Genomic DNA, 17,846 nt, shown 5'->3' on the forward strand with positions numbered 1-17,846 from the left:
GTGCACGGCCGGGTCACCGTGACCCAATGGCCGATCGCCGACGCTGTGTGCTCCCTCACTGGAGCACACGACATGGCACAACGTATCGCCGGCAAGCAGGTCGCCATCCTCGCCACCCACGGTTTTGAACAATCCGAGCTGACCGAGCCCAAGCGCCTGCTGGAAGCGGAAGGCGCGCGGGTCAGCGTGGTGTCGCCGGCCAAGGAAGCCACCATCAAGGGCTGGAAGGACAAGAACTGGGGCGATGTGGTGGCCGTGGATATCCCACTGGATGAGGCCGATCCGGCGCGATTCGACGCGCTGGTACTGCCTGGCGGCGTGATCAATCCCGATACGCTGCGCACCCACGAAGCCGCGCTGGCCTTCATCCGCGCGCTGGATGAGGCCGGCAAGCCAGTGGCGGCGATCTGCCATGGCCCTTGGCTGCTGATCAACAGTGGGCTGGCAAAGGGCCGCGAACTGACATCCTGGCCGTCGCTGCAGCAGGATCTGGCCAACGCCGGTGCGAGCTGGCGCGACGCCGAAGTGGTGGTGGATGGCAATATCATCACCAGCCGCAAGCCCGATGACATTCCTGCCTTCAGCCAGGCCGTGGTGAGCGCACTGGCTGCGGAATGATGGATGGGAGTGCCGGCCAGCGGCCGGCACTCCCCTCATTTGCCGAGGATGCCCGCCGGCACCAGGTTGCCCAGGTTCTGGTTGAAGGTGACCACCAGCCTGCCGTTCTTGACCTGCGCCGACTGCACCTGCAGCGCGCCCAGCACGCCGGCCACGGCCGGGTCCAGCTTGTAGATCGGCTCGCGCTGGGCGTAGTCGCTCAGCCACGCATTGAGCAGGCCACGGGTGCGCGAATCGAGGCGACCGCCCTGGTTGGCCGGGGTGAAGTCATCCACGCTCGGCTGCTGCAGGTGGAAGCCTTGGGTCTGCGCGTCGTAGCGCAGGCCGCTGCTGAGTTTCACCGTGCCGAGCTTGGCCGGATTGCCGCCCGCAGTAGCCAGCGCCACGTCCATGCCCAGGTTCAAGCGCTCGCCGGCCGGCAGGCTGAGCTGCGGGTGGCTCATGGTCAGCGCGATCAGGCCCCCCAGCGCATCCTGGGTGCGCGGGAAGCTGCCGTCGAGGTACTGCTGCACGTCGCTGGCGCCCACCGACAGTTCGCGGCCAGAGATGGAGGGGGCCGCCTGCGCACCGATTGCAGCGGCGATCAGCACGGTGGCGGCGGCGAGGCGGGTCATCAGGGAACGCAGGCGCATGGCGGTGACCGGTGGCGATGAAGTGGATGGAGGGAAGAGTAGCCGTGCCGGCTGAATCGTGCGTGCATGCCGCTGCAACGGTTCAGTCCAGCGTTGGCCGCAGTTGCGCCGACTGGATCTGCCAGGTGCGGCCATCGGGGCTGGGCTGCACGCGGTACCAGCCGCCGAAGCGGAAGGTGCCTTGTGCGGTGACTGCGCGGATCCGTACCGGTACTTCCAGCAATCGGGGCGGGTGCTGGCCGTCGCGTGGGAGCGGAACTTCGCTGTCCATGCGCAGCGTGCGCAGGCCCTGCAACTGGCGTATCACGGCGTCGTCCGCGTGCCGCGGATCGGAAGGCGGCAGTGCCCATGCCGCATCGCTGGCGCTGCGGTCGCGGTTGAGCAGCGCCATCAGGTAGCGGTTGAGCATCACTGACGGCCGTTCGGCATCGGCGGCTACCGCCGCGAACAGCGGCTCGATGGTCGGCGACTGCAGCGTCGCCGTGCTGGTGTCGGTGCCCGCGAGGGACCGCGCCTGCGCCAGCGTGCTGGCGGCGGCCGGCGTTGGCACAGGGTCCGGCTGTGCAGCGGGCCTGGAGCAGCCCAGCAGCAGCAAAGGGGCGATCAGAAAATGGATCCTGCGCATGCCTCCTCCCCGAGGCGATGTGGAGGAGGCAGTGTATCGGCTGCGCTGGGATCAGCGGGATGAGGGCAGCTGTTCCAGGGCATCCAGCGCGGGCAGCACCTGTGCAGCAACGGCAGCAATCGCGTGGCCGTCGGTCCCGGCGTGGCGCTGCACGATGTCGCGCAGCAGTTGGGCGGCGATCACCAGGGTTGCGCGTTCGTCACCGCTCAGGCCGGCAGTACGCGGTGCCGCTTCCAGCAGGCGCATCAGGTCGCGGCTGGCGCGGTGTTCCAGTTCGATGGTGCAGCGGCCGGTGCACTGCACCCCGTCCTTTTCGATGGGGGTCACCGAGATCCGGTAGCGGGTGGAGGGGCTGGCCATGAGGGGGTGCTCGCCGTAGCTGTGGAGGACATGTCCACCATAGGCAAGGCCACGGCCGACGGCGACGGCCGGCGCCGCACGCAGTGTTCCACCCGGTACGTTCCGGGGCGGGTGCAGGCCGCGCCGGGCCAGTGGCGACGGGACTGTGCGGGGATTGCCGGGGCCGCGGCAACGCTGTGTTGCGGATTGCCGCAGGCAGCGGGCGCATCCAGGCCTGGCGTAGATCGATGGCCGGGTAACGCCCAAAAAAACGGGACGGCCAGAGCCGTCCCGTTGCGATCATCCGCTTTCGGGTGCGCGCTTAGAGCGCAGCGTCCTTCAGCTTCTTCAGCGGGCGAACCTTCAGCTTGGTGGTGGCCGGCTTGGCGGCGAACCACTGCTCTTCCTTGGTGAACGGGTTGATGCCCTTGCGCTTCGGCTTGGCCGGCACATTGACGGTGGAGATCTTCAGCAGGCCCGGCAGGGTGAAGGAGCCAGCGCCCTTCTTGTGCACCGACGAGGCGACTGCGCTTTCCAGCGAGGCCAGCACAGCGCGGACGTCCTTGGCGACAACGCCCGAGGCTTCAGCGATGTGTGCAACCAGGCCGGACTTGGTCAGCACTTCCTTGATCGGCTTCGGAGCGGCCGGCTTGGCGGCTGCCTTCGTCGCGACTTTCTTCACTGCCTTCTTCGGGGCAGCCTTCTTAGCGGTCTTTGCCATGGTTTCCTGTTCCGTGAACGGTTGGTTGTTTGGTCGGCGCCGAACCCCGTCGGCAAGCGCAATGTAGGGCAACTCTTGGGCGCCGCCAATAGCCCGAAGCGCGGAAAGTGCATGTTTTTTCATATCCAGGCCGATTCAGTACATGGCCGGCGATGGGGGGCGGGGGGGCGGAACCGCTGGCAGCGCCGTCGCCCGGCCATCGCAGGAATGCGCGAAACCACTGAAAACAAGGAGAAATCCAGGATGGCGTGGCGAGGAAGTGTCCATCGTAGCGGCTGCGGCGGGACGCGCGGAGTGCGGCGGAGCGACGCAGGCCTAACGCGCGCCATGCGAAGGTGATCGTTCATCACCGCCACGCAGGAGCACGAAATGGGAATCTCGCGACACGCCACCGCGCATTGGGAAGGCGATCTGAAATCGGGCAAGGGTCAGTTGAACACGCCGCAGAGCGGGCTGCTGGACAAGACCCGCTACGGCTTCAACAGCCGCTTCGGTGACGAGAAGGGCACCAACCCGGAGGAGCTGATCGCTGCCGCGCACGCCGGCTGTTTCACCATGGCACTGTCGGCCAAGCTCGGCGAGGCCGGCTTTACCCCGACCTCGCTGGATACCGAAGCCAAGGTCGATCTGTCGCTGGAAGGCGGCCCGCAGCTGTCGCAGATCCGGTTGAAAGTGAAGGCGGTGGTGCCGGGCATCGACGCTGCGCAATTCCGCGCCATTGCCGATGACGCCAAGCAGAACTGCCCGGTGTCCAAGGCGCTGAGCGCGGTGCCGATCAGCCTGGAAGCCGAGCTGGGCTGATCGCCAGGTAGTGCCGGCCGCTGGCCGGCAATCGCCATATCCGGATCAGGTAGCAGCCGGCCAGCGGCCGGCGCTACCAGTCAATCGTGCCGGTGATCACCGTCTGCACCTGGCCACCGGACCAGACCTCACCCTCCTCATCCACCAGAAGGGTCAGTCGCGCATCGTGGCCGACCTCGCGGCCCTGGCTGACTTCGAACGGCGCGCGGCCGCGCGGCAGTGCATCGCGCAGGTCCAGCCACGCCGCGAGCACGGCGTTGGCAGCGCCGGAGGCGGCATCCTCGAAGCGGCGGCCATTGCCGACGAAGGCGCGCACAGCCAGGTCGCAACCTTGGCTGCCATCGCTGAACGCGTAGGCGAAAACGCCCATGCTGTCGGTGGATTCGGCGAGTGCGGCGACCGCGTCCCAGTCCGGTTGCAGCGCGCGCAATGCAGTTTCATCGGCCACATGTACCACCCACCAGCTGCGGCCGCCCTGCATGCGCGCGGGCGGCAGTGCGCCCAGCGCCCAGCCGTTCAGCACGGGCTGCAGGCGCGGATCGGTGGCCTCGGCGATCTCGGCCAGCTGCGCGCGTGGCGTGCGGATGGCGATGCGCTGCTGCTCGCCTTCGCCGCTGACCCTCAGCGGCAGCGCACCGGCGATGCCGTCCTGCACCAGCACGCCATCGACCGGCGCGGCCAGGCCAGCCTGCAGCACCGCATGGGCGGTGCCGACGCTGGGATGACCGGCGAACGGCACTTCCTTCTGCGGGCTGAACATGCGCAGCCGATAGCTGGTACTGGTGGCCTGCGCCGGGAACACGAAGGTGGTCTCCGGCAACCGCGTCCAGCGCGCGATGGCCTGCATGCTGGCGTCATCCAGGCCCTCGGCATCGAGTACAACCGCCAGTGGATTGCCGGCGCCGGCACGCGGAGAGAACACATCGAGCTGCAGGAAACGGCGGGTGGTCATAGGGGGCAAACTCCGTAAAACGAGAGGGGGATACGGTGGCACCGGGCCATGCCCGGCGTCCGTGTGCTGCGTTCGCCGGCGTGGCCCGGCACTACCAATGGATGTGGCCGTCGATCACGCACTGCACCCGGCCGCCGATCCACACCGTTCCCTGCGCATCGACCCGCACCTGCACGCGACCGTCGCGGCCGGCTTCGCGGCCCTGGCTGGCCACATAGCGGCCCTCACGGCCGGGCAGGGCATCGCGCTGCCGCAGCCAGGCGCCGATCAGCGCATTGGCGCTGCCGGTCACCGGGTCCTCGGGCACGCTGGGCGCGTCGGCGGGGCAGAACGCGCGCACCACGCGGCTGTGGTCGCTGCCGACCTCGTCGGCGAACACCGCTACGCCGGTGGCATCGGTGGCAAGGCTCCAGCCGGCCAGCGCGGCCATGTCCGGCACCAGGCTGCGCACCGTGGCGGCATCGCGCAGCGGCAGCAGCCACCAGCGCGCACCGTTGTCCCACAGCTCAGGCACATGGCCGTCGGCAGCCAGTGCCAGCAGCGCGGCGGGTGTCGTGTCGGCCGCCGTTGCCAGCTGCCGGGCCGGCGGGCTGGCCAATTGAATCTCCAGCGCTTCGGGCGGGCCGCTCACCTGTACCGGCAACAGCCCGGCTGCGCATTGCTGCAGCAGGGCGCCGTCACGTGGCATCGCAACGCCGCAGGTCACCGCCGCCCATGCCGCGCCCACGCTGGGATGGCCGGCGAACGCCAGTTCCCGGGTCGGGGTGAAAATGCGGATGTGGTAGTCGGCGCCGGGCGCGCTGGAGCGCAGGAAGAACACCGTCTCGGACAGGTTCAACCACGCCGCCAGGGCCTGCATCTGGCCCCTGGAGAGCCCATCGGCGTCCAGGATGACGCCCAGTGGATTGCCGGTGCCGGGCCGCGGGGCGAAGACATCGAGCTGCAGGTAACGAAGGACGGCCATCTACGGAGATATTGCGCTTAGAATCAACGGTTCCGCCCCCGAGGGGCGGCTTCCCCACATTCTACATAGCCAATCCATGTCAGCTTCCCCCCTTGTCGATCGTTGGATCGTACTGAAGTTCGGCGGCACCTCGGTGTCGCGTCGTCATCGCTGGGATACGATCGGGAAGCTGGCGAAAAAACGTGCGGAAGAGACCGGCTCGCGCGTGCTGGTGGTGGTTTCGGCGCTGTCCGGGGTCACCAACGAACTGACCGCGATCGCCGATGGCGCACCGGACAGCCGCGATCGCGTGGCCGCGCTGGTTGAACGCCACGAGGGCTTCCTGACCGAACTTGGCCTGGGCCGCGAGGTGCTGGCCGAGCGCCTGGCCGCGCTGCAGGGCCTGCTCGACGACGCGCGCGCAGCCACCCGCCCGCTGGACTGGCAGGCCGAAGTGCTGGGCCAGGGCGAACTGCTGTCTTCCACTCTGGGCGCAGCCTACCTGCATGCCTCGGGCCTGGACATGGGCTGGATGGATGCCCGCCAGTGGCTGGACGCGATGCCGCCGCAGCCGAACCAGAGCGACTGGTCGCAGCGGCTGTCGGTGAACTGCCAGTGGCGCGCTGACGCGGAGTGGATGCAGCGTTTTCGCGCGCAGCCGACTCGCCTGCTGATCACGCAAGGCTTCATTTCGCGGCATGCCGATGGCGGTACCGCCATCCTCGGCCGCGGCGGTTCGGATACCTCGGCGGCGTACTTCGGCGCGCTGCTCGGCGCCAGCCGCGTGGAGATCTGGACCGACGTGCCAGGCATGTTCAGCGCCAATCCGAAGGATGTGCCGGACGCGCGCCTGCTGACCCGCCTGGACTACTACGAAGCACAGGAAATCGCCACTACCGGCGCCAAGGTGCTGCACCCGCGCTCGATCAAGCCGTGCCGAGATGCCGGCGTGCCGATGGCCATCCTCGATACCGAGCGCCCGGAGTTGCCGGGTACCAGCATCGATGGCAGCGCCGCACCGGTTCCTGGGGTGAAGGCGATCAGCCGTCGCAACGGCATCGTGCTGGTGTCGATGGAAGGCATCGGCATGTGGCAGCAGGTCGGCTTCCTGGCCGATGTGTTCAACCTGTTCAAGAAGCACGGGCTGTCAGTGGACCTGATCGGTTCGGCCGAGACCAACGTCACTGTGTCGCTGGATCCGTCCGAGAACCTGGTCAACACCGATGTGCTGGCCGCGCTGTCGGCCGACCTGTCGCAGATCTGCAAGGTGAAGGTGATCGTGCCGTGTGCTGCCATCACCCTGGTCGGCCGTGGCATGCGTTCGCTGCTGCACAAGCTGTCGGACGTGTGGGCCACCTTCGGCCGCGAGCGCGTGCACATGATCTCGCAGTCGTCCAACGATCTGAACCTGACCTTCGTCATCGACGAGGCCGATGCCGATGGCCTGCTGCCGATCCTGCACGCCGAGCTGATCGACAGTGGTGCGATGCCGGTGGAAGAGACCGAGGTGTTCGGCCCGCGCTGGCGCGAGATCGCCGGCACCGTGCGCCCGCGTGGCACGCCGTGGTGGCGTGGCCAGCGCGCGCACCTTCTGCAGCTGGCTGACGCCGGTACGCCGCGCTACGTCTACCACCTGCCGACCGTGCGCGCCCGCGCTCGCGCGCTGGCCGCGATCAAGCCGATCGACCAGCGCTACTACGCGATCAAGGCCAACAGCCACCCGGCCATCCTGCAGTTGCTGGAGGCTGAGGGCTTTGGCCTGGAATGCGTCTCGCATGGCGAGCTCAAGCACGTGTTCCAGCACCTGCCGGAACTGTCGCCCAAGCGCGTGCTGTTCACCCCCAGCTTCTGCCCACGTGAAGAGTACGAAGCGGCGTTCGCACTTGGTGTGACCGTCACCGTGGACAACGTGGAGGCGCTGCAGCGCTGGCCGGACCTGTTCCGCAACCGCGAACTGTGGCTGCGCGTCGACCTCGGCCGGGGTGAAGGCCACCATGCCAAGGTGCGTACCGGTGGCAAGGATTCCAAGTTCGGCCTGCCGATCGCCCGCGTTGACGAGTTCGTGCGCGCGGCCACCGACCTGGGCAGCCGCGTGGTCGGCCTGCACGCGCACCTGGGCAGCGGCGTGGAAACCGCGCAGCACTGGCGCCTGATGTGCGATGAGCTGGCCGGTTTCGCCCGCCGCATCGGCAGCGTGCACACCATCGATATCGGCGGTGGCCTGCCGATTCCGTACACAGCCGAAGACGAACCATTCGACCTCGATGCGTGGGCCGAGGGCCTGGCCGAGGTCAAGGCGCTGCATCCGGCGTTCCGCCTGGCGATCGAGCCGGGGCGCTACCTGGTGGCCGAATCGGGCGTGCTGCTGACCCACGCCACCCAGGTGGTGGAAAAGGACGGCGTGCGCCGCGTCGGCCTGGATGCCGGCATGAACACGCTGATGCGCCCGGCCCTGTACGACGCCTGGCACGACATCGAGAACCTCAGCCGCCAGGGCGGGTATGCCGAAGCGGCGTTCGATGTGGTCGGCCCGATCTGCGAATCCAGCGATGTGTTCGGCAAGCGTCGCAAGCTGCCGGTGTCCACCGCGCCGGATGACGTGATGCTGATCGCCGACGCCGGTGCCTACGGCTATGTGATGGCCAACACCTACAACCAGCGGGGGATGCCGCGCGAAGACGTGATCGAGTGATCGCCATCCTTCGCGCCCTGCACCCGCCCACCGACACGCCCCGCGCTGCTGCGCAGGCCCGTGCCTGACCGGATACACCATGACTGCTTTCGATAAACACCAGGTTTCCCGCTTCCGCTTCGTCCGCTGCGAATTCGCTGCGGAGACCGGCGTGGCCAAGCTGGTCTACGCCTTCGATGACGGCCCTGAGATGGTGGAAACCATCACCGTGCCCGGCGCCCCGTTCGTGCTGGACCAGGCGCGTGCCGCCGCCGTGCAGCGCGCGCTGCAGCTGCTGCACCTGATTGCCGGTGTCAGCTACTACAAGGCGGGCGTGCCCGAGACGGTCAGCATCGACAGCTATGCCATCGATGCCGATACCGCGGCGCTGGTGGAGACGGTCTACCTCAACGGCCTGGGCGAATTCGCCTACCGCAACGGCCTGAACCTGCGCGGGCGCTTCCGCCTGCCGGTGCAGGGCGAGGCGGTGCAGGCACCGACGCTGGGCCTGCAGCCGCACGCGCTGGTGGCCATCGGTGGGGGCAAGGATTCGCTGGTCAGCATCGAGGCGCTGCGCCGTGCCGGCGTGGACGAAACGGTGACCTGGATCGGCGGCTCGCAGCTGATCCGCGCCTGTGCCGAGCGTACCGGCCTGCCGACGCTGAACCTGGGCCGCGCGCTGGCGCCGGAACTGTTCGAGCTGAACCGCCAGGGTGCCTGGAACGGCCATATCCCGGTCACCGCGGTGAACTCGGCAATCATGGTGCTGGCTGCGCTGCTGCAGGGCGTGGACCAGGTGGTGTTCTCCAACGAGCGTTCGGCCAGCTACGGCAGCCAGATTCCCGGCACCGGCGAAGTGAACCACCAGTGGTCCAAGGGCTGGGCGTTCGAGCAGGCGTTCGGCAACCACGTGCAGCAGCACGTCGCGGCAGACCTGCAGTACTACTCGCTGCTGCGCCCGATGTCCGAGCTGGCGGTGGCCCGCCAGTTTGCCAAGACCGATTTCTACGACGCGCATTTCTCCAGCTGCAACCGCAACTTCCACATCCTCGGCGAGCGCCCGGTGAACCGCTGGTGCGGCGTCTGCCCGAAGTGCCACTTCGTGTTCCTGGCGCTGGCGCCGTTCATGCCCAAGACGCGTCTGGTGCGCATCTTCGGCCGCAACCTGCTGGACGATGCCGAACAGGCCGCTGGCTTCGATGCACTGCTGGAGTTCCAGGACCACAAGCCGTTCGAATGCGTGGGCGAAGGCCGCGAGTCGCGTGCAGCGATGGCGACCCTGGCGCAGCGCCCGGAATGGAAGGAAGACGTGCTGGTGAAGCGCTTCTGCAATGAGATCCAGCCGCAGCTGGATGCCGCCGAGCTGGAACTGGCACCGCTGCTGCAATTGCAGGGCGAGCACCGCATTCCGGCTGCGCTGTGGGAACGTGTGCGTGAAGATTTCACAGCTTGAAGGAAAGCGCGTTGCGCTGTGGGGCTGGGGGCGTGAGGGCCGTGCCGCGTTTGCGGTGCTGCGTGAACGCCTGCCCGAGCTCGCGCTGAGCCTGTTCTGTCCGGCCGCTGAGGCCGAAGCCGCGCGCATGGAAACGCAGGGGTTGCTGGACGTGCGGGGTGAACCCACTGCCGACACGCTGGCCGCGTTCGATGTGGTGATCAAATCGCCCGGTATCAGCCCCTACCAGCCGATCGCGCTGGCGGCGGCGGAGCAGGGCACCACGTTCATCGGCGGCACCGCGCTGTGGTTTGCCGAACACGCGGCCGACGACGGCATCGTGCACGACGCGGTGTGCGTGACCGGCACCAAGGGCAAGAGCACCACCACCGCGCTGGTCGCGCACCTGCTGCGCGCCGCCGGCCATCGCACCGGCCTGGTCGGCAACATCGGCCTGCCGCTGCTGGAAGTGCTGGACCCGCAGCCGGCGCCCGAGTACTGGGCTGTCGAGCTGTCCAGCTACCAGACCGGCGAAGTGGCGCGCAGTGGTGCCCACCCACAGGTGGCGGTGGTGCTGAACCTGTTCCCCGAACACCTGGACTGGCACGGCAGCGAGCAGCGCTATATCGAGGACAAGCTGCGCCTGGTGACCGGCGCCGCACCGCGCATCGCCGTGCTCAACGCCGCCGATCCGCATCTGGCCGCGCTGTCGTTGCCCGGCAGCGAAGTGGTCTGGTTCAACCAGCCGCAGGGCTGGCACATGCGAGGCGACATCGTGCACCGTGGGGAACAGCCCGTGTTCGATACGCGCAACACGCCGCTGCCGGGCCGCCACAACCGCGGCAACCTGTGCGCGGTGCTGGCCGCGCTGGAAGCGCTGGGCCTGGATGCGGTGTCGCTGGCACCGGCGGTGCAGGATTTCCGTCCGTTGCCGAACCGCCTTCAGCGCATCGGCGTGGCCGATGGCCTGACCTACGTCAACGACTCGATCAGCACCACGCCGCATGCCAGCCTGGCCGCGCTGGAGTGCTTCGCCGGCCAGCGCATCGCGCTGCTGGTGGGCGGGCATGACCGTGGCCTGGATTGGACCGATTTCATGCAGCACATGGCGCACGACGTGCCGCCGGTGGAGATCGTGACCATGGGCAGCAACGGCCCGCGCATCCACGCGATGCTGCAGCCACTGGCCGATGCCGGCCGCTTCGGCCTGCACGCCGCCGCTGATCTTCCGGAAGCGATGGCGCTGGCGCGTGAGGCGCTGGGTACGCGGGGTGGGGTGGTGCTGCTGTCGCCGGGCGCGCCGAGCTTCGGTGCCTACCGCGACTACGTGGCGCGTGGCCGCCATTTCGCCGAACTGGCCGGGTTCGACCCGGACAGCATCAGCGCGATTCCGGGGTTGGGCATCGGCTGACGGCGGCAACGCGCGCCTGTGCGCAGGCGTGTGCCAGCATCGAGGTGATACCCGGCGGTGATTCCCTGTGTATCGTAGGTGCCCTGCTGCCAGGAGAAGACGATGTTCAACTTCATCACCCTGTTCCTGCCCGCGGAAGTGTCGTCGAAGAAGGCAGCGCCCGTGCTCCAGCGCAATGGCCGCCTGCTTCGGCCTCATGATTCGCCTAGCCTGCAGAAGGCGGTTGGCCCCGACTGGCGGCTGTGGCTGACGTCTGATACCTGCGAACCAGTGGACGGGCTGGCCTCAGCGCAGGCGATCGCTGGGTGTTCGAGCGTTTCCGATGGCTCGCGCTGGCGCAAGCGGGGGTACAGCGAGGAACAGATCGCCCAGATGCTTGTTCAGGAAAGGGAATTCGTGCAGCGCCAGCAGGAACAGCGGTTTCTGTCAGCGCAGGAAGACGGGCGCGAATGGCTGAGGATTGCCGACGGCCTGGCTGCGTTGGGCGTTGATCGGATCGGATTGCTGCTGCTGGGCTACTACTCCACCATCGCACTGTCGGTGCCGCATCCGGTTCCCCCGCAGCGGCATTGGCGGCGCTCGGTTCTGCAGGCGGCAGACCTGGTGGCCTTCGAACAGGGAACGTTGAACTGGCTGGACCTGTCCTGATCAGCGCCGGAGCAGGGTCATGTGCACCTTCATTACCGTGTTTCTGCCAAGTGCATTGCCGCACGATGTGGCCGCCGCGGTTTTCACCCGCAGCGGACGGCGGCTGTTCGCCCATCAGTCGCCCAGCCTGCAGGCCGCCACCGGGCCTGGCTGGCGTCAGTGGTTGAGCGCCACGCATTGCGATTGCGGTACGGCGCTGGCTTCGGCGTCGGCCGAGGCGGCGTGGAAGGGCGATGCCGAGCGCTGGCGCAGGAAGGGCTGGGGCGAGGCGAAGATCGCCCGCGCGCTGGCCGAGCAGTTGGCCAGGCATATGCAGGATCAGCAGGTGCGTCGCGATGAAGCGCTGGGCGATGCCAGCCAGTGGTTGCAGCGCATCGACGCGCTGTTGCAGGCCGGTGCGGCGCGTGTAGGGTTGCTGGTGCGTGACTACGACGGCTCGGTGAGTGCCCGGCAGCCGAAGCCACCGGAGTGTCGTTGGTCGCGGCCGCGGCTGGCGGCAGCAGATCTGATGGCGCTTGCGCCGGGAACGTTGCACTGGATCGAACGCAGCTGAAACCGCCATCCACGCATGGCGTGGATCTCCTGTGGAGCCGAGCCCATGCTCGGCGGGGTGTCAGTCCTCGTCCTGATCGATGAAGGCGTATCCACCATCGATCAGCTGCTGCAGGTACGCATCGAAGCTCGGCGCGATCACCGCGTAGCTGTCCGGATCATGCAGGTAGCGCACCACCTGGCCAGCTGTGCCGCCTGGCGCAGGATCAAAATCCAGATACAGCATCGAGGTGCCGCCGTTGTTCATGCAATGCGAGAAGCACAGCCGGCGGTTCATCGCCACATCGGCGTCGATACCTTCGCCGAGGATCTCCGGCTCGTCATCCAGCCATTCCTCGTAGATGGAACGGATGCTGTCGTCCCACTGCTGCTGGTCCTCGAAGATCTGCACCACCGAGCGCAGGTAGTATGGATAGCCGCCGTCCTCCACGTCCGAGCCCAGCATCAGCACGCATACCTCGCCGCCGGGGTACTCGCGGAAGTGAGTGCCATCCACGCGCGACAACAGCGCCACGAGGCTGTCCGGCACCTGCGGCCACTGCGCGCGCAGGCGCTGCAGGTCCTGGCCGCTGGCGCCCTGCACATGGGCCCACTGCGGCGCATCGTCGACAGGCAGGCGTCGGATCAGTCCAGACAGAAAACGATCAACAAGGTTCATGCAGACGGGGGGACGGAGGGGATTACGTCGTATCCAACCACACCTGCGTCACGCCGCCAATGCAGAATGCGACGCGGAAGGGATGAGTGCGACTTAATCCCCTCCGTCCCCTTTTTCTGGAGCAGACGCATGAATCGGTGGCGATGCGGTGTGGCGATGATTCTGGGGCTGGCGGCGATGCCGGCCTGGGCGGCGATGAAGACCCAGCCGGTGGAGTGGAAGCACCAGGGCACGACGTTCAGTGGCGTGCTGGTCTACGACGATGGCGGGCATGACAAGCGCCCGGGCCTGGTGATGGTGCCGAACTGGAAGGGCGTGAACGAATCGGCCATCGAGAAGGCCAAACAGATGGCCGGCGATGACTACGTGGTGCTGGTCGCCGATGTGTACGGCAAGGGCGTGCGGCCGAAGACCGATGCCGAGGCTGGCCCGGTTGCGGCCAGGCTGCGCAACGACCGGCCGTTGCTGCGTGCCCGCGCGCTGGAGGCGGTGAACGTGCTCAAGGCGCAGGCCGGCAAGGCGCCGCTGGATGCCAGCCGGATTGGTGCGGTGGGCTTCTGCTTCGGTGGTACCACCGTACTGGAACTGGCCCGGGCCGGTGCGCCGCTGGCCGGTGTGGTCAGCCTGCACGGTGGATTGGGTTCGCCGCTACCGGCGCAGGCCGGGGGCACGCATCCGTCGGTGCTGGTGCTCAATGGTGCCGACGACAAGAGCGTGACCGCCGAGGACATCGCAGGTTTCCAGAAGGAAATGAACGCGGCCAAGGTCGACTGGGAATTCACCAACTACAGCGGCGCGGTGCACTGCTTTGCGGAGCGTGATGCCAACAGCCCGCCGGGCTGCCAGTACAACGAACGGGCGGCCAAGCGCGCGTGGAAGGCGCTGGATGAATTCTTCGAGGAACGGTTCCGGTAAACAAGCGCGTGCCGACCGTTGGTCGGCACACCTCCACCCATCAGTGCGAGCGCTGCACCGCGTAGCGGGCCAGGCCGCGCAGGGCGGCGACCGCGTCGTTGTCGCCCAGGCCATCAAGCGCACGCTCGGCGGCTTCGGCATATTCCTCTGCACGCGCGCGGCTGTACTCCAGGCCGCCGGTGGCACGGATCGCCGCCAACACCTCCGGCATCGCCGAGGCGTCGCCGTCCTGCACGACCGCGCGCAGGCGCTCGCGGGTGGCGTCGTCGGAATGGGCCATGGCGTGGATCAGCGGCAGCGTCGCCTTTCCTTCGGCCAGGTCGTCGCCCAGGTTCTTGCCCAGCTCGTCAGCATTGGCCGAGTAGTCCAGCACGTCGTCGGCGATCTGGAACGCATAGCCCAGATGCATGCCATAGTCGAACAGGGCCTGCTGGGTCGCCTCGTCCACGCCGCTGGCCAGCGCGCCCAGGCGGGTGCCGGCGGCGAACAGCACCGCGGTCTTGCGTTCGATCACGCGCAGGTACGCGGCTTCGTCGGTATCGGGGTTATGCACGTGCAGCAGCTGCAGCACCTCACCCTCGGCGATGCGGTTGGTGGCATCGGCCAGGATCTGCATCACCGACATGCGCTCCAGCTCGACCATCAGCTGGAAGCTGCGCGAGTAAAGGAAGTCGCCGACCAGCACGCTCGGCGCGTTGCCCCACAGCGCATTGGCGGTGCTGCGGCCACGGCGCAGGCTGGATTCGTCCACCACATCGTCGTGCAGCAGGGTGGAGGTGTGGATGAACTCGATGATCGCGGCCAGCTGGTGGTGGTCCGCGCCGACGTTGCCGACCGCGCGGCCGGCCAGCATCACCAGCATCGGGCGCAGGCGTTTGCCACCGGCGGAAATGATGTGGTCGGCGATCTGGTTGATCAGCACGACGTCCGAAGACAGCCGGCGCCGGATCAGGGCGTCGACGGCGGCCATGTCGGCCGCGGCAAGCGACTGGATCTGGGGCAGGCCCAGGGCGGGACGGGTCTCTTCGGTGATGGTCATGCGATCAGGCTTTCAGGCTCACCACTGATTATAGGCGCTGCCTGTGAATTCCGGGCGCAAACCGCGACTGGCGCCTGCGTCGCCCCGGTCGGGCCGGCCGCCTGCGTGAATACGTATGCAGGCTGCGCCATGCCCGCAAGGCCACCGCTAAGCTTGCCAGAACAGGATTTCGGCCCGCTTCCGGCGGGCCCTGCATGCCCGGAGGGGGGCTGTCGATGTCGCACTATCCATGGTGGCGCGGAGCCGTCATCTACCAGATCTACCCGCGCAGTTTCCTCGACGCCAACGGCGATGGGGTCGGTGACCTGCCGGGCATCATCGAGCGCCTGGACTACATCGCCGCGCTGGGCGTGGACGCGATCTGGATCTCGCCGTTCTTCAAGTCCCCCATGGCCGATTTCGGCTACGACATCGCCGACTACCGCGACGTCGATCCGCTGTTCGGCCGACTGGACGACTTCGACCGGCTGCTGGCCAAGGCCCACGGCCTGGGCCTGAAGGTGATGATCGACCAGGTGCTGAGTCACACTTCGATCGAGCACGCCTGGTTCCGTGAGAGCCGCCAGGACCGCAGCAACCCGAAGGCCGACTGGTACGTGTGGGCCGATCCGCGCGAGGACGGCACCCCGCCCAACAATTGGCTGTCTCTGTTCGGTGGATGCGCCTGGCAGTGGGAGCCGCGCCGCGAGCAGTACTACCTGCACAACTTCCTGGTCGACCAGCCGGACCTGAACTTCCACAACCCGGCCGTGCAGCAGGCCACCCTGGACAACGTGCGCTTCTGGCTGGACCGCGGCGTGGACGGCTTCCGTCTGGACGCCATCAATTTCTGCTTCCATGACGCGCAGCTGCGCGACAACCCGGCCAAACCGCCGGAAAAGCGCGTGGGTCGCGGCTTCAGCCCGGACAATCCGTACGCCTACCAGTACCACTATTACAACAACACCCAGCCGGAAAACCTGCCGTTCCTGGAGCAGCTGCGCGCGCTGCTGGACGAGTACCCGGGGGCGGTCAGCCTGGGCGAGATATCCTCGGAGGACTCGCTGGCCACCACCGCCGAGTACACCCAGAACGGCCGACTGCATATGGGCTACAGCTTCGAGCTGCTGGTGGACGACTACAGCGCGGCCTACATCCGCGACACGGTGTCCCGGCTGGAAGCGGCGATGACCGAAGGCTGGCCGTGCTGGGCGGTTTCGAATCACGACGTGGAGCGGGCGGTCAGCCGCTGGGGCGGCCACCCGGCCGATCCGCGCCTGGCCCGTATGCTGGTGGCGCTGCTGTGCTCGCTGCGCGGCTCGGTCTGCCTGTACCAGGGCGAGGAGCTGGGCCTGGCCGAGGCCGAGGTGCCGTTCGAGGCCCTGCAGGACCCGTATGGCATCACCTTCTGGCCGAACTTCAAGGGCCGTGATGGCTGCCGCACCCCGTTGCCGTGGACCGATGCGCCGCTGGCCGGTTTCACCACGGGCAAGCCGTGGCTGCCGATCCCGGCCGAACATCGAGCGGCGGCGGTGGCCGTGCAGGAGGCCGACCCGGGTTCGGTGCTGGCGGCCTTCCGCGGCTTCCTCGCTTGGCGGAGGACCCAGCCTGCCCTGCAGCACGGGGACATCCGTTTCCTGGACAGTGCCGAGCCAGTGCTGCTGTTCGAGCGTATGCTTGCAGGTGAAACCCTCCTGCTGGCCTTCAACCTGTCGGCCGAGTCGCTGAGCCATCCGCTGCCGCCGGGCAACTGGCAGCAGGTGGCGGTGCCGGGTCCGGATGCGGGCGCGGTGCAGGGCAATGAACTCCAGCTGCCGCCGCGTGCGGTGTATTGCGCGCGACGCAGCTGACCGATTTCTCCGGTGGCGGTACTTGCGGGGACGGGGCCGAAGCGCCCCGTCCCTTTTTTGTGGGTGGCTCCGGCCTTCACTTTCCAACGATTGGAATGGAATCGGCCGGGATGGGGACACGGGTGGCCCCCCCAGGGTGGAACTCCGATGCATGACCTCCTGCCTGGACGCTTCTGCTTCGGCACATGCCGCCTGCTACAGCGGGGGCGTAACGGCTGGAGGATGCGCGGCAGCGAGGGTCTGCAGCATCGCGAACTTGGCAGGATGTGCCTGCGCGAAGTACTGCGTGGCGGCGGGGTCGAGCTTGCCTTCTTCGCAGGCCCAGCCAAGCAGGTACTCCCGGGCAAGCGGGCCAAGCCTGAGTCCTTCCGGAACCAGGTCCTGCACCGATAGGGAGTTCGGCAGCGCATGCCTCAGCAGATACTGGGCACTGAGCCGGGCAAGCCACTCCGTCTCCTCTGCCGACAGGTGCTCAAGCGTCCAGGTGTCCTGCGACCGGGCCAGTGCCGAGACTTCAGCCAATGCGATGAGTTCGTTGGACAGCCACTGGCTTGCGAGGGTGGCGCGTAGATCGGCCCGGGGCAGTGACCTGAGCAATGCAGCAAGGCCTTCTGCCGTGCCTGCGAAGAAAACCAGTACGCAATTGACCAGATACGCCGCGCTCTGGCCAAGCGCGGTGCGATCCGGCTGCCCAGCCTGGATGGCCAGTGCGCCTTCCAGCAGCGGCAGCAACCGGGCCTTGTCATTCCACAGCCGGTGCACTTCGCTGGCGTCACGATGAAGTGCTATCAGGGTCTTCTGCAGAATCTGGTTCGGGGCATTCATCGGCATTCTTGTTGTTCTGGACGACACGCCTGAAGATGGTAATGCACGGTAGCCGGCAGTGCGTTTCTTCTCCACGACAGGCGAACCGCCGCACCGCGTCCTGTCGCTGATGATGCTGGTCATCGCGATCCGCTGCGCTGTCCTGATCTCATGATGCTCTGCCGGGCGCGGTGTCGACGCGCAAAAAGAAAACCCGCTGCCTGCGCAGCGGGTTTCCGGTCCTGCTCCCCTTGTG

18 protein-coding genes are annotated in these 17,846 nt (G+C 67.5%); 9 read left to right on the top strand and 9 right to left on the bottom strand.

From position 1 onward, the window contains the following. Nucleotides 1-72 precede the first annotated feature (72 nt). Nucleotides 73-618, top strand: coding sequence for a type 1 glutamine amidotransferase domain-containing protein (locus QZ853_RS02030; RefSeq protein ID WP_295570322.1), 546 nt, complete (start codon nt 73-75; stop codon nt 616-618). A gap of 35 nt (nt 619-653) precedes the next feature. Here the strand turns inward: QZ853_RS02030 and QZ853_RS02035 are convergent, their stop codons facing one another. The 4 genes from QZ853_RS02035 to QZ853_RS02050 form a co-directional block, all read right to left on the bottom strand. After that, nucleotides 654-1,250: a DUF1439 domain-containing protein gene (locus tag QZ853_RS02035; protein WP_295570324.1), complete on the bottom strand. Its 597-nt coding sequence runs from the start codon at nt 1,248-1,250 to the stop codon at nt 654-656. An 82-nt stretch (nt 1,251-1,332) separates the two neighbouring features. Next, a complete protein-coding gene (locus QZ853_RS02040) occupies nt 1,333-1,875 on the bottom strand; it encodes a hypothetical protein (protein ID WP_295570325.1) in 543 nt (180 codons plus the stop codon). A gap of 51 nt (nt 1,876-1,926) precedes the next feature. Next, the gene (locus QZ853_RS02045) at nt 1,927-2,235 is read right to left on the bottom strand and encodes a DUF3861 family protein (protein ID WP_295570327.1); all 309 of its coding nucleotides are present in this window, start codon (nt 2,233-2,235) and stop codon (nt 1,927-1,929) included. Nucleotides 2,236-2,536: 301 nt separating this feature from the next. Next, nucleotides 2,537-2,935 carry an HU family DNA-binding protein gene (locus QZ853_RS02050; RefSeq protein ID WP_108748848.1) on the bottom strand — a complete coding sequence of 133 codons (399 nt, stop codon included), beginning with the start codon at nt 2,933-2,935 and terminating at the stop codon, nt 2,537-2,539. A 369-nt stretch (nt 2,936-3,304) separates the two neighbouring features. Here QZ853_RS02050 and QZ853_RS02055 point away from each other — a divergent pair, with 369 nt between their 5' ends. Then, a complete protein-coding gene (locus tag QZ853_RS02055) occupies nt 3,305-3,736 on the top strand; it encodes an OsmC family protein (RefSeq protein WP_014036285.1) in 432 nt (143 codons plus the stop codon). 73 nt (nt 3,737-3,809) lie between these two features. On the opposite strand, the gene QZ853_RS02060 is transcribed toward QZ853_RS02055, so the two are convergent. Beyond that, nucleotides 3,810-4,688, bottom strand: a complete 879-nt coding sequence (locus tag QZ853_RS02060) for a PhzF family phenazine biosynthesis protein (RefSeq protein WP_295570330.1) — start codon at nt 4,686-4,688, stop codon at nt 3,810-3,812. A gap of 91 nt (nt 4,689-4,779) precedes the next feature. After that, nucleotides 4,780-5,652 carry a PhzF family phenazine biosynthesis protein gene (locus QZ853_RS02065; RefSeq protein WP_295570332.1) on the bottom strand — a complete coding sequence of 291 codons (873 nt, stop codon included), beginning with the start codon at nt 5,650-5,652 and terminating at the stop codon, nt 4,780-4,782. Nucleotides 5,653-5,728: 76 nt separating this feature from the next. On the opposite strand from QZ853_RS02065, the gene QZ853_RS02070 reads away from it, so the two are divergent. The 5 genes from QZ853_RS02070 (at nt 5,729) to QZ853_RS02090 (ending at nt 12,346) form a co-directional block, all read left to right on the top strand. Then, on the top strand, nt 5,729-8,323 hold the full coding sequence (locus tag QZ853_RS02070) for a bifunctional aspartate kinase/diaminopimelate decarboxylase (RefSeq protein ID WP_295570334.1): 2,595 nt from the start codon (nt 5,729-5,731) through the stop codon (nt 8,321-8,323). 79 nt (nt 8,324-8,402) lie between these two features. After that, the gene (gene murL, locus QZ853_RS02075) at nt 8,403-9,755 is read left to right on the top strand and encodes a UDP-N-acetyl-alpha-D-muramoyl-L-alanyl-L-glutamate epimerase (RefSeq protein ID WP_295570336.1); all 1,353 of its coding nucleotides are present in this window, start codon (nt 8,403-8,405) and stop codon (nt 9,753-9,755) included. Beyond that, the gene (gene murD / locus QZ853_RS02080) at nt 9,736-11,145 is read left to right on the top strand and encodes a UDP-N-acetylmuramoyl-L-alanine--D-glutamate ligase (RefSeq protein ID WP_295570337.1); all 1,410 of its coding nucleotides are present in this window, start codon (nt 9,736-9,738) and stop codon (nt 11,143-11,145) included. Before murL ends, murD begins: the two co-directional genes overlap by 20 nt. 102 nt (nt 11,146-11,247) lie before the next feature. Continuing rightward, nucleotides 11,248-11,793, top strand: a complete 546-nt coding sequence (locus QZ853_RS02085) for a hypothetical protein (protein ID WP_295570339.1) — start codon at nt 11,248-11,250, stop codon at nt 11,791-11,793. A gap of 19 nt (nt 11,794-11,812) precedes the next feature. Continuing rightward, nucleotides 11,813-12,346 (top strand): hypothetical protein, encoded by a 534-nt coding sequence (locus tag QZ853_RS02090; RefSeq protein WP_295570341.1) that lies wholly within the window; start codon nt 11,813-11,815, stop codon nt 12,344-12,346. Between the two features lie 60 nt (nt 12,347-12,406). On the opposite strand, the gene QZ853_RS02095 is transcribed toward QZ853_RS02090, so the two are convergent. Further along, on the bottom strand, nt 12,407-13,003 hold the full coding sequence (locus QZ853_RS02095; RefSeq protein WP_295570344.1) for an SMI1/KNR4 family protein: 597 nt from the start codon (nt 13,001-13,003) through the stop codon (nt 12,407-12,409). Between the two features lie 129 nt (nt 13,004-13,132). On the opposite strand from QZ853_RS02095, the gene QZ853_RS02100 reads away from it, so the two are divergent. After that, a complete protein-coding gene (locus QZ853_RS02100; RefSeq protein WP_295570347.1) occupies nt 13,133-13,918 on the top strand; it encodes a dienelactone hydrolase family protein in 786 nt (261 codons plus the stop codon). Between the two features lie 40 nt (nt 13,919-13,958). Here QZ853_RS02100 and QZ853_RS02105 read toward each other — a convergent pair whose 3' ends face one another. Further along, on the bottom strand, nt 13,959-14,957 hold the full coding sequence (locus tag QZ853_RS02105; protein WP_295570349.1) for a polyprenyl synthetase family protein: 999 nt from the start codon (nt 14,955-14,957) through the stop codon (nt 13,959-13,961). 215 nt (nt 14,958-15,172) lie between these two features. Between QZ853_RS02105 and QZ853_RS02110 the strand changes: the two genes are divergently transcribed. Next, nucleotides 15,173-16,786 (top strand): alpha-glucosidase, encoded by a 1,614-nt coding sequence (locus tag QZ853_RS02110; protein ID WP_295570351.1) that lies wholly within the window; start codon nt 15,173-15,175, stop codon nt 16,784-16,786. Nucleotides 16,787-16,981: 195 nt separating this feature from the next. Here the strand turns inward: QZ853_RS02110 and QZ853_RS02115 are convergent, their stop codons facing one another. Then, nucleotides 16,982-17,734, bottom strand: a complete 753-nt coding sequence (locus QZ853_RS02115) for a hypothetical protein (protein WP_295570353.1) — start codon at nt 17,732-17,734, stop codon at nt 16,982-16,984. Nucleotides 17,735-17,846 lie beyond the last annotated feature (112 nt).

Origin of the sequence: uncultured Stenotrophomonas sp., from assembly GCF_913778665.1 — a bacterium.
GTDB lineage: Bacteria > Pseudomonadota > Gammaproteobacteria > Xanthomonadales > Xanthomonadaceae > Stenotrophomonas.

Bases quoted from the DNA above. Each gene is read 5' to 3' on its own strand.
- QZ853_RS02045 (WP_295570327.1), bottom strand. From the start codon at position 2,235: ATGGCCAGCCCCTCCACCCGCTACCGGATCTCGGTGACCCCCATCGAA.
- QZ853_RS02040 (WP_295570325.1), bottom strand. From the start codon at position 1,875: ATGCGCAGGATCCATTTTCTGATCGCCCCTTTGCTGCTGCTGGGCTGC.
- QZ853_RS02065 (WP_295570332.1), bottom strand. From the start codon at position 5,652: ATGGCCGTCCTTCGTTACCTGCAGCTCGATGTCTTCGCCCCGCGGCCC.
- murL (WP_295570336.1), top strand. From the start codon at position 8,403: ATGACTGCTTTCGATAAACACCAGGTTTCCCGCTTCCGCTTCGTCCGC.
- QZ853_RS02050 (WP_108748848.1), bottom strand. From the start codon at position 2,935: ATGGCAAAGACCGCTAAGAAGGCTGCCCCGAAGAAGGCAGTGAAGAAA.
- QZ853_RS02060 (WP_295570330.1), bottom strand. From the start codon at position 4,688: ATGACCACCCGCCGTTTCCTGCAGCTCGATGTGTTCTCTCCGCGTGCC.
- QZ853_RS02095 (WP_295570344.1), bottom strand. From the start codon at position 13,003: ATGAACCTTGTTGATCGTTTTCTGTCTGGACTGATCCGACGCCTGCCT.
- QZ853_RS02085 (WP_295570339.1), top strand. From the start codon at position 11,248: ATGTTCAACTTCATCACCCTGTTCCTGCCCGCGGAAGTGTCGTCGAAG.
- QZ853_RS02090 (WP_295570341.1), top strand. From the start codon at position 11,813: ATGTGCACCTTCATTACCGTGTTTCTGCCAAGTGCATTGCCGCACGAT.
- QZ853_RS02035 (WP_295570324.1), bottom strand. From the start codon at position 1,250: ATGCGCCTGCGTTCCCTGATGACCCGCCTCGCCGCCGCCACCGTGCTG.
- QZ853_RS02110 (WP_295570351.1), top strand. From the start codon at position 15,173: ATGTCGCACTATCCATGGTGGCGCGGAGCCGTCATCTACCAGATCTAC.
- QZ853_RS02115 (WP_295570353.1), bottom strand. From the start codon at position 17,734: ATGACCAGCATCATCAGCGACAGGACGCGGTGCGGCGGTTCGCCTGTC.
- QZ853_RS02100 (WP_295570347.1), top strand. From the start codon at position 13,133: ATGAATCGGTGGCGATGCGGTGTGGCGATGATTCTGGGGCTGGCGGCG.
- QZ853_RS02055 (WP_014036285.1), top strand. From the start codon at position 3,305: ATGGGAATCTCGCGACACGCCACCGCGCATTGGGAAGGCGATCTGAAA.
- QZ853_RS02030 (WP_295570322.1), top strand. From the start codon at position 73: ATGGCACAACGTATCGCCGGCAAGCAGGTCGCCATCCTCGCCACCCAC.
- QZ853_RS02070 (WP_295570334.1), top strand. From the start codon at position 5,729: ATGTCAGCTTCCCCCCTTGTCGATCGTTGGATCGTACTGAAGTTCGGC.
- QZ853_RS02105 (WP_295570349.1), bottom strand. From the start codon at position 14,957: ATGACCATCACCGAAGAGACCCGTCCCGCCCTGGGCCTGCCCCAGATC.